Here is a 12,661-nt window from a genome sequence, read left to right as displayed (position 1 = left end):
TTGTTGTTCTCATAACATCTTATCCACTATTCTTTTTTTCTTATCTGGTTTACTTGAAACTAAATAATGCTTTTCTGAAATATATAAGTTTCTTTTTAATATACGATTTAAATATGGTCCTAATTTCACTCCGCATATGAGGCGATCTTCGCTATCTTCAACAATTGGGAACATTTCTTTTTCTGTTACATATTGATCTACGGCCTTTTGTACGATATCAATTTCTTTAACTAGGTTTAAATTTTCTTCTGTATGTTCAAATACTTCAAGCGTTTCCTTCGTTATCAGAAAAAAATTTGTTGGAAATGCAGGTAAATAAGGCTTTAACAAATCATAATTTACTGTGTAATCATCATTTACTAAGACTGTATAAACGATATTAGCATTCGTTTCTAGAAACTTAGCCATCGCTTGTTCTAATTCATCTTTCGTAATTTCCCTATCTTCTTTTCCAGTTCTGAAAAAGCGAAACATCGTATCGCCTCCTTTTTACTATATTATAGCATAAAAGAAAACTGAAAAATTACAAAAAACTCTATTGAAAGAATTTTTCGATAGAGTTTTTCTGTAATCAATTTATGTTTATTTTAAGAATGCACTTAACATCCATACATGTTGTTCTAATGTCGTATGAATTGCTAATAGCATATCAGCTGACGTTTCATCACCAGCTTCACCAGCTACTTCCATACCTTCTTTTAATTCTTGAATAAGTGCAGAAAAATCGTTTACTAAAGTTTGTACCATTTCTTCTGCAGACTCTTTGCTTGTCCCTTCGATTACAGTTGAAGTTGCTAAATACTCTTTCATTGTCGCTAACGGTTTTCCTTCTAACGCTAAAATACGCTCTGCTAACTCATCAATGTACGTTCCTGCTTCATTATAAAACTCTTCAAATTTCTCATGTAATGTAAAGAAGTGTGGTCCTGTCACATACCAATGATAATTATGCAGTTTCACATATAATACATTCCAGTTTGCTACCTGCTTGTTTAATACTTCAACAACATTTGTTTTCGTACTCATACAATCCACTCCTCTTATCATGTTACTATCTTTTAATAACCTAACTTCATTTTACCATATATCCCCTATTCTTCCGAATGAACAGCTTATATGTAACAAAGTTTTAACAACCTTAATATTTCCCTAATATCATATAATTCATGTATCCTTTCAACTACTTCATATGTCTAATTGTCCAAGCTCACACATATGCATAATAGTAAGTCAAGCTCATCATAGAAGAAAGAGGGATAACATGGACAATCAACAATGGCAAGTAGCAAAGAAAGTCGCTGCTACTTATATCGGAACGGTCGTTGGAGCTGGATTTGCTACTGGGCGAGAAATTGTTGAATTTTTTACAGTTAACGGATTGTACGGGACCATCGGCATATGTATAAGTGGATTTTTTTTTATTTGGCTCGGTACAAAAATGATGTTACTTTCATCACAAATCGGGGCATTTTCAGCGCAAGAATTTAATAAATATTTATTTGGGGATGTATTTGGAAATGTCGTAAATACTTTATTATTACTCGTATTATTTGGCGTAACTAGCGTTATGTTATCAGGAGCCGGGGCAGTATTTGAAGAACAACTCCGTCTCCCGAGACAACTTGGTATTTTCATCACAGTCATCGCCTGCCTCATTATTGGGAGCCGGGGGTTACAAGGTGTTTTTGAAGTGAATACACTTGTCGTACCTATTATGATGATTTTTATTATCGGACTTGCTATTACAACCTTTATTCATGGTACAACTCCTATTATTGAAACTGTTCCTACAGAAAGTTGGAATATGAAATGGATTACTAGCCCTATTACATATGTCGCATTAAATCTTTCTCTCGCCCAAAGTGTTCTCGTCCCATTGGCCAGTGAAGTAAAAGATCGAAAAGCTATTTTATGGGGTGGCATTTTAGGAGGCGCGGGGCTTTGCTTTATTTTATTATGTAGCCATTTAGCAATATTATCAGTTGATCAATTTTATCAATATAACATCCCAATGGCTGAAGTTGTAAGAAGGTTTAATGCAACTTTCCATTTTTTCTTTGTTCTTATCATTTTTGGTGAAGTATTCACAACATTAGTTGGGAATATATTCGGAATGACAAAACAAATGCAATCCATTACCGGATGGAAAAGTAATAACATTATTTATTTCATATTACTAATTAGTTATTGCTTTAGTTTCATCGGATATAGTGAATTACTTCATATTCTATACCCTATTATCGGTTGGGTGAGCATCATTTTACTACCGATTATTGCCTTTAAACAACTTCAAAAAACATGAAAAAACATCCGTGTATACGGATGTTTTTTCATGTTCATTCACAGTCTTCACATACTTCCCAGTACGGCCCCATTTCTACTGCAAGGTATGGCTTTAATTGCAAACGAATCATTCGACTTGGCATGCGTTCTAATACGAATTGAATGCCGTCTTCTTCTTCATCCAACTCAACTTTTGAAATAGCAATTCTTTGCATAGTAGTAATAGGGCTTCCATCTTTATATAAAGTGATTTTCACCTCATCATACTCATTAAAATACAATTCAACATTCATTTTCTTTTTAAACATTTCATCAACAATTTCATAATTATCATTTTGTTCCTGGATTATATATTTCCAGCCGCCTCTATCTAATTCTATCGGAGTAGCTTGGAATAATGTCATCAAATCCTCGTATAGCATAAGATAACCCCTCTCTTACTAAAAACGATGAGTATTTTATATACCCTTTATCTCTATCACTATCCATGTTTATTGTACCATATATCACGAATCTTACTGCATTCATTTGCTTTATATACACATACAAAACATATAGTATTTTCAGTTCACTCTCTATTCACTAGTACGTCCTCTTACTGATAACTTATCACTTTCCTTATTTCCTACACACTACTTATACATCTAAAAAAACCACAAAAAAGAAGAGTAATTTATATCACTCTCCTCATAAGACTTTTCCTGTAGCTGCTAATGCTAACACTATAATTAAACTTGCAAATAATAGTGATACAATTAAACTAAAAATCGGTAATATTTTCTTTTCATTCTTCTTAAATAATAACCTTAAACTAAGAATGATATTTAATGGAACAAATATAAAATAAAAGTATTTAGCTATTTGTAATGAGCTATTTGAAAGTGTTTTAAATACAAACACTTCAATTAAAAAAGAAACAAAGAATAAAATACTTAACCAAAACGAGACATAGCTAAGCCAAGAATGTCTTTTCGTTCCCCAATACACTCCCATACCGATCTCCTTTAAACGTAGTCTATATTATATTAATTATACACCCGCTTAACAAATCCCTCTATTTTTCGACAAACATTACATACATTGAACCTCTAATCCGTTTATCAGCTAAAAGACTGTCTCTAATAACACTAATGCTATTTTGAGACAGCCTCCCCTTTTTATACTTTAAATCTTTCAATTAATACTTGTAACTCTTCAGCCATTTGAGCTAGTGTACCAGCTGCAGAACCAATTTCCTCCATGGAAGCTAGCTGCTCCTCAGCTGACGCTGCAACACTTTGTGTACTCGTCGCGTTATTTTGTGCTGTCATTGCAATTTGGCCAACTGAAATGGATACTTCATTTGCACCTTTTGACATTCCATTAGCCGTTTCAACCATCGTTTTAATTTGATCAACAATTTCATTTGTAGATTGTAAAATCTCAGCAAAATTTTGTTTCGTTTCATTTGCAATAACAAGTCCAGATTGCACTTCTTCATTTACATTATTCATAGACTTTACTGTCTTGCTCATATCGTCTTGTATTTCACAAATTAATTTACTAATTTCACTTGATGATACACTAGATTGTTCTGCTAATTTTCGTACTTCATCAGCAACGATTGCAAAGCCTCTTCCATGCTCACCAGCTCTTGCAGCCTCAATTGCTGCATTTAAAGCTAGAAGATTTGTCTGATCTGCAATATTTTGAATGACTTCTAAAATATCACCAATTTGCTTTGATTTGTTATTCAACAACTGAATAACAGCATCTGACTGTGAAACAGATTCCGCAATAGATTGCATTTGATTTACTGTTTTTCCAACTAGCTTTCCGCCATCTTCTGCTTTTTCGCGAGTGTGAGCAGAAGCAGTATTAATAGATGATGAGCTATTTGCTACATGCTGAATCCCTTCTGTTACATCAAACAGTAACATAGCACCATTTTCTACGCTTGCGTTTTGCGTCGTTGCACCACTTGATATTTCATCCATTGCTGATGTAATTTGTTCAGTCGCTTCACTCGCCTGTCTCACACTTGCTGTTAACTCTTCAGATGCAGCTGCAACATGCCCTGCTGAAGTATTAATTCTTCCAATTAATGTACGTAGTGAATGAGTCATCTCATTAAAACCTTTAGCAAGTTGTCCAATTTCATCATTTGAATGTATTTGAATCGTTTGAGTTAAGTCCCCTTCGCTTATTTCTTTAGAAGTGACAACTAATTGTTTTAAAGGTTTGGTAATAGAAAGTGTCACGAAATAAATAAGCGCTCCGCCTACAACTAATGAAATAAACATTACAATTAACATATTATAAAATACAGGTTGAGCAGCTTCAACTACTTCATTTGAATACATCGTCCCCGCAATTTTCCAACCTGTTTTTAAATTTGTCGCGAATACCATTTTCTTTTCACTACCACCATAAGTGTATGAAAAAGTGCCATGGTTATCTTCGTATATTTTCTTTCCCCAAGAATCATCTGCCTTGTCACCCGATTTTTCTTGAGGGTGAGCAATTATTTTTTGTTTTCCATCTAAAATGAAAGCATAGCCTTTTTTACCAATATTGATTAACTTTGTTGTTTTTAATAAATTATCTAAACTTAAATCTACCGCAATAACACCATTTTTATCTTCAGTTTGTTTTGCGATTGTTACGACAATATGTCCATTCCCTTGTGCCTTATATGGTTCAGTGACAACAATTCCACCTTGCTTATTCACTGCATCTTTATACCAAGAACGCGCTGTTGGATCATAATCTGCTGCCATTTGTATATTTGGTTCTTGTACAAATTTTTTATCGTTTCCAGCAACATACACTTGTTCTACATCTTTGTTCAAACTAATATATTGGGATAATGTTTTTCTTAGTTCATCCTGATTATCTCCTTGATACATATCACTATGAATCACTCGTGCAAAATTATTTACATCGTTGAATTTCGCTTCAATCATTTGATTGATTAAATTATCCAATATTTTTATATTATCCTGAGCGCTACTCATAATTTGTGATTCAAAATTCTTTTTAGCTGTTTGATACGACATGCCCCCAATAATAGAGACTGCCGCAATTAATATAACAAAAAATGAAATTAATAGCTTTTTTGCTACTTTCATATCTCTAAACCAACTTACTAGTTTACTCATTATAAACCTCCTGCATTTCAATATTAAGCTTTAAAGATTAAATAGAGCTAATTTTGAATATATTCCATTCCTTAGTTTCTATTTTTATAACTTGTTTTGATGAACACTTTGTAAAGTTTAAACAAATTAATTTCTTTTGTCTATATATACGAATAACATTATTATAAAATTTACAAATACAAAAAAACCAAAGGAACAAGCCCTTTGGTTTTTTACATTTTTTTATGTTGTTTAGAAACCTTTTTCCATCTATCTCGTTCCGCTCTTGCCAGAGTAATGTTTTGTTTTCTCATAACATATGCCAATTCTCTTTGCAGTTTTTTATAGCTTAGTAAGCGCTCTACGGGTATAGTTCCGTTATCTATAGCACTTCGCACTGCACATCCTGGTTCACCTTCATGTTTACAATCTCGAAAGCGGCAAGTATTTGCAAGATCTTCAATATCGGAAAATGTAGTTTGAATTGCCGCGCTTCCTTCCCAAAGCTGAAGTTCCCTCATACCAGGCGTGTCAATTACTAAACCGCCACTCGGTAATTGGAACAATTCACGGTGAGTTGTCGTATGCCTTCCTTTACTATCTTCTTCACGTATATCTCCGGTTTTTGCTACATCTGTTCCTATTAATGCATTTAACAAAGTAGATTTCCCTGCACCTGAAGATCCAACTAAAGCAATTGTTTTTCCTGGTGAAACAAATTGTTGCAATGATTCTATTCCGACATACACTAAGCTATCAACAACAAATATCGGAACACCGATTGCTACCGCTTCAGTTTCTGCAATCTTCTGTTCCACATCTTCACATAAACTACTCTTCGTTAAAACAATAACAGGCATTGCACCGCTCTCATAAGCCACCAGCAAATAACGTTCCATCCTTCTTACGTTGAAATCATGGTTAAGTGCATTCACTAAAAATAGATAATCTACATTTGTTGCGATAATTTGTTCTTCAGTTCTGTTACCAGCTTCTTGTCTTGAAAAAGAACTTCTTCTCGGAAAAATACGGTGAATAATTGCCTTTTTCTCATTTTCTATTTTCTTTATATACACCCAATCACCAACTGCCGGATAATCCCCCTTCGTTGACGCTTCATGCCGAAACTTCCCAGACAGTTCTGCCATATATTCACCATCACTACAAATAATGCGATATATATGCTTATGCTCAAGTAAAATACGCCCTACTTCATAATTCTTCTCTACAGCTTGCTCTTCAAAAAATGAATCCCAGCCGAACGATTCTAAAATATTTTGATTCAAATAAATATCCTCCCTAGTTTGTACTAAGTGGAAGGATTGCGAACTATCTTATATAATATCGCCCTTTCCATCCACCTTTGTATTTGATTTATTATTCATATCAGTCATATTCGCCATAATACATCACTCCGTTCTAATTTTAATTACTCTCATTATATGGAATATCTCATTAAAAAGCTACATTATTTAACATAGTTTTCAAATAACTTGTTTTTTAACATTTTAATTTGTCCACGATGACTAATTTCATCTTCTAGCACGTGAAACCAAAGGTAGTGCTGATTATACGCTACGTCATTAGGCCACTTTCTTTCTGACATTAGCCATTCATCATCCTTTTGTCTCAAACACTCTATTGTTTCCTCTCGAACTTTCTGTAAAAGTTGTACATAATACTGTATTTCATAACCACGGATAGATCTCCCCGCTTCCCCTAAATACAGTGCATCTTCCCATATTTCTAATTCTTCTTTTGTAAAATCACGATTTTGAAAAGAAATAAGCTGATGGACTTTTTCTATAGCCGCTATATGCTTTAGTAAAGCACCAATTGAATTCTCACCACTCGGCATTATTAAATCCAATTGCTCCACTGCTAAATCCTCTATTTCCTGTAATGTTACTGCCCGCGTATGCTCCATCATACTTACAAGTTCCCCTATATTTTTTGTATAACCATCTACACTTCTTATTCGATAATCTATATACATTTCACGCACCCCTTTCTGAATTCATATTAATGAAAAAAGGCTTCATATAATAGACTGAAATATATCAGATTTTTCTGTTATAATTTAATTGAACAAGCAATTAGCCAGAACAAACTTTCTCAATATGCTTATATAAAATTTAAAAAGGAATATATATTTAGTAAACGAATCTTATTCACTAAAAGGAGTGGATTCGATGGAAATGTATCAATGGCTAACTGCTGTTCTTGTTGGTGGCGTTACTGGCTTCGTTTCCCATCTGATCAATAACCAAGGTAAGTTATTGCTTCCACGCCGTTTAAAAACGTTTTTCCACTTTGGGTTTTTAACCGATATATTTACCGGTAGCCTAGCTGCACTTCTTGGACTTGTTTTATTCGATGTCACCTTAATTAAAGAAATTATAAAAGTATCTATTGTAACCGCTATTTCAGGCCAAACATTTTTACTTCATCAAGCTCTAGGTGGTGAACAGGCTAAAAATTCACAAATTGGGAAAGCTGATGAGAAAATCCAAGAAATTGACAAATTATTACGACGTTAATCTATACTTTCTTTAAAAATTATTGTTATAATGAAAAATAAATATTTTCTATTGCGTCGTTTGTCAGAAGAAAGGGTGTTTCGTATGACAAAAAAGAAAATAGAAGATTTCTTAACAAACTCCGAAAAAGAGGAACTGCTAGAAAACTATAAATGTTTACGAGAAGCCCGCACAAAAAGCGAAGCTAATTATTTTGGTGAAGCAGTAGACCATCTATTAAATAAAGTAAAAAAACGAATTACTGAAGAAGCAGGCATACATGATGAAAATGCAGCAACCGTTCAATCTAAGCGAAAAGCACTGTTTTAGTACATAACTAAAACAGTGCTTTTTCTTTAGAACGCTTCTATGGTGCAACTCCCTTTCATTTTTGCCATCTCCTTATATATGAAAAGAGGGTAATACCCCTCTTTTCTATTATTCCTCTAATATAGATTTGATTTTCTTCATATCCATCTCACTCAATAAAACGTCCACTGCTCTAACACTTTCTCTTATTTGCGCTACTCGCTTTCCGCCAGGAATAACAGTATCAATTCCTTTTTTGTTTAATAACCATGCTAACGCTAAATGAGATACTTCAATATTATTTTCTTTAGCTAAGTCTTTTAACTTTTCAACTTTCTTAAAGTTACTCTTATATGTATTTTCTTCAAATAGATTTACACTTTGGCGCCAATCGACTTTGTTCAATTTAAAATCTTCTGTATATTTACCACCTAATATTCCAAAGGCAAGAGGTCCATACGGTATAAATGAAATACCAGCTTCTATACAATACGGTAATAGTTCTTCCTCTGCAGTGCGATCCAACATATTGTAAGGCGATTGTACAACATCTATATCTCCATATTGATTCGCCTCTTTTAATTGTTCTACATTTACATTTGATATCCCAATTGAACGGATTTTCCCCTCTTCTTTTAAACGGATCAGTTCTCCAATTGAATCTATGTAACTTGTTTCAGAGTTTGTAAAATGTAAATAATATAAATCAATATACTCTGTCTGTAATCTTCTTAAACTATTTTCCACAACGTTTCATTTCAATTCGTGAAGAAGACTTAAATGCTAGATTCCCCGGTTTATTAGATGTTGTATTAAACGCTACAGAACCATACTAAAAACCATCTCATATGAATATGAGATGGTTTTTAATAATTCCTATTCTTTTAGCAAATCTATTAATCCATTCCCTTCAGATGTACGTTCATACCCTAAAGGTACAGTCCTTTTTATAAGTTGCGCGTATATTTCCGGCTCTGATAATTTTCTACCGTACTCTCTCTCACACTGCTTTATGAGAAGTGCTAGCGCCCCAGCGACATGCGGCGTCGCCATTGAAGTACCACTTAATACTGCATATTTCCCCTCTGGATACGTAGACAGTATTTCATCACCCGGCGCTACTAAATCAATTTCTTGATTTGAATTACTAAAGCATGAAATTTTCCGCTCTAAATTAACAGCACCTACTTCAATTACTTCAGAATAAGCACCTGGAAAATCTAATTCTGAAGTATCATCGTTACAATCTCCATCATTTCCAGCAGCGCATACGACAAGTACGTCTTGTTTTACCGCATTTTGAATAGCTTCATGTAACTCTGGTACATCTTGCGGGCCACCAAGTGACATTGAAATAATTCTCACTTTCTCTTTATTCGGTCCTCTCCAATTTACAGCATAATGAATGGCCTCGATAATTTGTTCATAGCTTCCAGAACCATCTCCAGCTAATACTTTTAAAACTAACATTTTAGCAAGTGGTGCTACACCTAATACACCCACTCCGTTTTCGGTTGCTGCGATTGTCCCTGCTACATGAGTACCATGGCCATTATTATCAAGATAAATTTTCGAATCACCTTCATAATCTTTCGTGAAATTTCTCCCACCAATAATACGATCTTTTAAATCTACATGATTTATATCACAACCTGTATCTAAAACGGCAACGACAATATCTTTCCCTTTCGCACTCTTTTCCCATACTTGCGGAGCATGAATCAGTTGTACACCTGGTGGAATTTCATTTACTTGCTCAACCACTTTATTTACAGTAAACGGAATTAATTTAATGCCTTTTTGTTTATTCGCTGTACTACTATTCATCGTAATCCCTCCTGAAAATGTATTATTTTCATTTCAGACCACTATTGAATACGTTTAGATTTAACATTCGTTTTATTCGTTCCATTTCCCTTTCTCTCAAATATTTCTCAATAAACAAAAGAAAAGGACCGATTATGGTCCTTTTCTTTTTCAGTTTTTCAAAAGAATAATAAATTAAGACTAAATCTCACTCTTGTTCAAAAACTGCTCAATTTCTTTTATTACATGTTTTGCGCCTTCTATACTAACAGTAATGCTTCCATTTGCTAATGAAATATTTTGGTCTGAAACATCACCTGTTATTTGACAAGCATTGTAAGGTTGATATTTTTGTAAAATGACTTTGTCTTCTTCTACAAAAATTTCAAGTGGTGATTTAATTTGTATTCCTAATACATCTCGTAATTCTTTAGGAATAACTATCCGTCCCAATTCATCTACTTTTCGAATAATTCCTGTTGCTTTCATGTTACTCCCCCCTTACTCTCTATTAATTTTTTTCACCTCGCTATTTTCATTTTATCACTATATATTTGGTAATGGCTTACTCTTTTTAGAAAATATAGTACAAAAGTTAAAAAAACACATTTAACGAATATTCAATCTTTCTTTCAATTGTTTTAAATAACGAGATCGTATAATTAAGAAGTATACAACTTGAATACTTACAAAAATACTTAATACAATTGTATTTTCTTTAAACAGTGAGTACTCAAACATCTGTCCTAACGCAGTTAATGCTACTGCCCCGTGTAATGTTGCAACTCCAACTGGAACGAAGAATAAAAGCGCTAAGCGGATTGTGACTACTTTCGATAATTCGCCTCTCGTCAATCCAACTTTTCGAATCATTTCAAATAAACGAGTATCGTCCTCCAAATCAGAAAATAAGCGGAAGTAAAGGAAGCTTCCTGCACAAACGAAAAATACAATACCAATAAAGAAACCTACAAATAAAATGGGTCCTGCGATTTGTAAACTTTGATTTTGATCGTACTCTTCTGCACTAAACGTTGCATGTTCTTGATAAGGCTTAATCTGATTCGTAAGCTCTTTACCAACCTCAATTTCATCTTTCGTTCCTTTTGTTTTATACATATAATCTTTTTCTTCTTTAAATCCATCTTGTAATGAATCATATTGATTTTTAGAGATTACATACACATTACCCATAAGTATTTTACTTAGTGAAGAATCATTAACTTTTTTCACATTTAAGGGCTCATTGGCATTTTGGAAAGAAATTTCTTTTCTTTCCTTTATCGGTGGCCCTGGTATTTCTACTGATAGAAATAAGGCTTCTTTGTCTGATAAAGTATTGAACGGTTCCCCCGTTAACTTCGCATACTCCTTATAATCTGATTCTTTTATAAAACTGGCGTTTCTTAACGACTGCTCCTCCGTTGTCTTCGATGAAATATTTATTTTTGAAGCTGCTATATTATGTTTCTTTAATCCTTCGTCAATAATCTTCAGATGCTGTGACTCATTGCTATTACCTTGCTTAGAATGATAGTGAAACGCAATTGGTCTGTCCATAATTTCTTTCGTCATCGAAGCAAACCCAACCAATGTACCTATTGCTGAAAATGCTACTGTTGAAATAATTGTTACAATAAAGAACATCCTTGCATTATCTCTCATACGGTATGCTAAATCTGACAAAGTAATAATATTTGTCTGTGTCCAATAGAAACGTTTACTTTTTTTACATAATCGAATAATAAAGACGCTCAACTGCTTGTACAGCAAATACGTACCGATAGTGACTACCGTTGTAACAGGAATCATCATAATAAATACCATTGCACCATGTGACATAAGAGCGCCTGCATAACCAGCACTAAGCAATACTACTGCTAATATAGAAGAAATAATTGATGCTTTCGGTTCTGGCTTCGCCTCTGCTGATCCTCTAAACAATTTCATAATTTTATTTTTACGAACCATTCCGGCACTAAATAAGGAAATGATAATAAATAATATGAAAAACATAATACTCGTTACAACTATCGCTTTCATCGGTATGTAATAGGATAAGGAAATATCTAGTTTTAATATCATTGGGGCTACAAAAATTAGTACTCCTGAAAACAGCATACCTGAAAGAATCCCGAAAATAATTGCCCCTATTCCAATCATGATATTTTCAAAGAAGATAAGACGCTTTAATTGATATTTCGTCATTCCAAGCATCATTAATATCCCTAGCTCACGTTTTCTCGTTTTTAAAAACATTCCCATAGAATATAAAATGAAGAAAAATGTAAACAAGTAAATAATAGACTGTGCAAAAGACATACTTACGAATACGTACTGTCCTAATTGTCCAGCACTTAATGCCGGATGGAACGCAAAAAATGAATACACAAAAAAGGCCATAATGGCAAATGCACTACTCAAAAAATAAGCTGAGTATGTTCGTCTATTTCGCGTTACATTTCGAAATGCGAGTTCTCTACTGTTCATACTACTTCTCCGCCCTTCTACTAACTATGCTTTTATATTAGTAAAGTACGGAAATACCTTCCATCGATTCAAATGACAAAAACCTTACATTATTGAAAGGTTTAAAAAAATTGCTTATACAAAACAATTTTTTTA

13 protein-coding genes and 2 pseudogenes are annotated in these 12,661 nt (G+C 33.6%); 4 read left to right on the top strand and 11 right to left on the bottom strand.

Annotated elements, in window-relative coordinates; translation table 11 throughout:
- Positions 1-9: 9 nt before the first annotated feature.
- A complete protein-coding gene (locus tag MHB76_RS09680) occupies positions 10-474 on the bottom strand; it encodes a DUF3939 domain-containing protein (RefSeq protein ID WP_016104602.1) in 465 nt (154 codons plus the stop codon).
- A gap of 108 nt (positions 475-582) precedes the next feature.
- Positions 583-1,026 (bottom strand): Dps family protein, encoded by a 444-nt coding sequence (locus MHB76_RS09675; protein ID WP_002200786.1) that lies wholly within the window; start codon positions 1,024-1,026, stop codon positions 583-585.
- Positions 1,027-1,261: 235 nt separating this feature from the next.
- Between MHB76_RS09675 and MHB76_RS09670 the strand changes: the two genes are divergently transcribed.
- Positions 1,262-2,302 (top strand): YkvI family membrane protein, encoded by a 1,041-nt coding sequence (locus MHB76_RS09670; protein WP_002158216.1) that lies wholly within the window; start codon positions 1,262-1,264, stop codon positions 2,300-2,302.
- Positions 2,303-2,336: 34 nt separating this feature from the next.
- On the opposite strand, the gene MHB76_RS09665 is transcribed toward MHB76_RS09670, so the two are convergent.
- The 5 genes from MHB76_RS09665 to MHB76_RS09645 all read right to left on the bottom strand — a co-directional run bounded on the left by MHB76_RS09665 (position 2,337) and on the right by MHB76_RS09645 (position 7,398).
- Positions 2,337-2,705 (bottom strand): DUF3979 family protein, encoded by a 369-nt coding sequence (locus MHB76_RS09665; protein ID WP_078173219.1) that lies wholly within the window; start codon positions 2,703-2,705, stop codon positions 2,337-2,339.
- Between the two features lie 265 nt (positions 2,706-2,970).
- Positions 2,971-3,276, bottom strand: a complete 306-nt coding sequence (locus MHB76_RS09660; RefSeq protein ID WP_078173218.1) for a hypothetical protein — start codon at positions 3,274-3,276, stop codon at positions 2,971-2,973.
- 164 nt (positions 3,277-3,440) lie between these two features.
- The gene (locus MHB76_RS09655) at positions 3,441-5,423 is read right to left on the bottom strand and encodes a HAMP domain-containing methyl-accepting chemotaxis protein (RefSeq protein ID WP_078173217.1); all 1,983 of its coding nucleotides are present in this window, start codon (positions 5,421-5,423) and stop codon (positions 3,441-3,443) included.
- Positions 5,424-5,635: 212 nt separating this feature from the next.
- Positions 5,636-6,688: a ribosome small subunit-dependent GTPase A gene (rsgA, locus tag MHB76_RS09650; RefSeq protein ID WP_088078385.1), complete on the bottom strand. Its 1,053-nt coding sequence runs from the start codon at positions 6,686-6,688 to the stop codon at positions 5,636-5,638.
- 182 nt (positions 6,689-6,870) lie between these two features.
- Positions 6,871-7,398: a DinB family protein gene (locus MHB76_RS09645; protein WP_078173215.1), complete on the bottom strand. Its 528-nt coding sequence runs from the start codon at positions 7,396-7,398 to the stop codon at positions 6,871-6,873.
- 196 nt (positions 7,399-7,594) lie between these two features.
- Between MHB76_RS09645 and MHB76_RS09640 the strand changes: the two genes are divergently transcribed.
- Together MHB76_RS09640 and MHB76_RS09635 are read left to right on the top strand one after the other, a co-directional pair.
- A complete protein-coding gene (locus MHB76_RS09640; RefSeq protein ID WP_002158224.1) occupies positions 7,595-7,942 on the top strand; it encodes a DUF4257 domain-containing protein in 348 nt (115 codons plus the stop codon).
- Positions 7,943-8,026: 84 nt separating this feature from the next.
- Positions 8,027-8,251 carry a hypothetical protein gene (locus tag MHB76_RS09635; RefSeq protein ID WP_002158225.1) on the top strand — a complete coding sequence of 75 codons (225 nt, stop codon included), beginning with the start codon at positions 8,027-8,029 and terminating at the stop codon, positions 8,249-8,251.
- A gap of 108 nt (positions 8,252-8,359) precedes the next feature.
- Here the strand turns inward: MHB76_RS09635 and MHB76_RS09630 are convergent.
- Positions 8,360-8,983 (bottom strand): annotated as a pseudogene (locus MHB76_RS09630) (aldo/keto reductase); the annotation flags it as partial.
- On the opposite strand from MHB76_RS09630, the pseudogene MHB76_RS09625 reads away from it, so the two are divergent.
- Positions 8,977-9,066, top strand: a pseudogene (locus tag MHB76_RS09625) (transcriptional regulator); the annotation flags it as partial. The pseudogenes MHB76_RS09630 and MHB76_RS09625 overlap by 7 nt on opposite strands.
- Positions 9,067-9,106: 40 nt before the next feature.
- Here MHB76_RS09625 and MHB76_RS09620 read toward each other — a convergent pair.
- The 3 genes from MHB76_RS09620 to MHB76_RS09610 form a co-directional block, all read right to left on the bottom strand.
- Positions 9,107-10,057 (bottom strand): serine protease, encoded by a 951-nt coding sequence (locus MHB76_RS09620; RefSeq protein ID WP_002158227.1) that lies wholly within the window; start codon positions 10,055-10,057, stop codon positions 9,107-9,109.
- Positions 10,058-10,237: 180 nt separating this feature from the next.
- A complete protein-coding gene (locus MHB76_RS09615) occupies positions 10,238-10,525 on the bottom strand; it encodes an AbrB/MazE/SpoVT family DNA-binding domain-containing protein (protein WP_002148618.1) in 288 nt (95 codons plus the stop codon).
- Positions 10,526-10,645: 120 nt separating this feature from the next.
- Positions 10,646-12,526, bottom strand: a complete 1,881-nt coding sequence (locus tag MHB76_RS09610) for an FtsX-like permease family protein (RefSeq protein WP_340986316.1) — start codon at positions 12,524-12,526, stop codon at positions 10,646-10,648.
- Positions 12,527-12,661 lie beyond the last annotated feature (135 nt).

It is taken from the genome of Bacillus sp. FSL M7-1345 (assembly GCF_038006985.1).
GTDB classification, from domain to species: domain Bacteria; phylum Bacillota; class Bacilli; order Bacillales; family Bacillaceae_G; genus Bacillus_A; species Bacillus_A cereus_U.
The sequence above is the reverse complement of the archived record's forward strand: the minus strand, read 5'-3'. Positions and strand labels throughout refer to the sequence as shown.

What these genes read in the sequence shown, in the direction of transcription:
- MHB76_RS09680 (WP_016104602.1), bottom strand. Translation starts at nt 474, where the DNA reads ATGTTTCGCTTTTTCAGAACTGGAAAAGAAGATAGGGAAATTACGAAA.
- MHB76_RS09675 (WP_002200786.1), bottom strand. Translation starts at nt 1,026, where the DNA reads ATGAGTACGAAAACAAATGTTGTTGAAGTATTAAACAAGCAGGTAGCA.
- MHB76_RS09670 (WP_002158216.1), top strand. Translation starts at nt 1,262, where the DNA reads ATGGACAATCAACAATGGCAAGTAGCAAAGAAAGTCGCTGCTACTTAT.
- MHB76_RS09665 (WP_078173219.1), bottom strand. Translation starts at nt 2,705, where the DNA reads ATGCTATACGAGGATTTGATGACATTATTCCAAGCTACTCCGATAGAA.
- MHB76_RS09660 (WP_078173218.1), bottom strand. Translation starts at nt 3,276, where the DNA reads ATGGGAGTGTATTGGGGAACGAAAAGACATTCTTGGCTTAGCTATGTC.
- MHB76_RS09655 (WP_078173217.1), bottom strand. Translation starts at nt 5,423, where the DNA reads ATGAGTAAACTAGTAAGTTGGTTTAGAGATATGAAAGTAGCAAAAAAG.
- MHB76_RS09645 (WP_078173215.1), bottom strand. Translation starts at nt 7,398, where the DNA reads ATGTATATAGATTATCGAATAAGAAGTGTAGATGGTTATACAAAAAAT.
- MHB76_RS09640 (WP_002158224.1), top strand. Translation starts at nt 7,595, where the DNA reads ATGGAAATGTATCAATGGCTAACTGCTGTTCTTGTTGGTGGCGTTACT.
- MHB76_RS09635 (WP_002158225.1), top strand. Translation starts at nt 8,027, where the DNA reads ATGACAAAAAAGAAAATAGAAGATTTCTTAACAAACTCCGAAAAAGAG.
- MHB76_RS09620 (WP_002158227.1), bottom strand. Translation starts at nt 10,057, where the DNA reads ATGAATAGTAGTACAGCGAATAAACAAAAAGGCATTAAATTAATTCCG.
- MHB76_RS09615 (WP_002148618.1), bottom strand. Translation starts at nt 10,525, where the DNA reads ATGAAAGCAACAGGAATTATTCGAAAAGTAGATGAATTGGGACGGATA.
- MHB76_RS09610 (WP_340986316.1), bottom strand. Translation starts at nt 12,526, where the DNA reads ATGAACAGTAGAGAACTCGCATTTCGAAATGTAACGCGAAATAGACGA.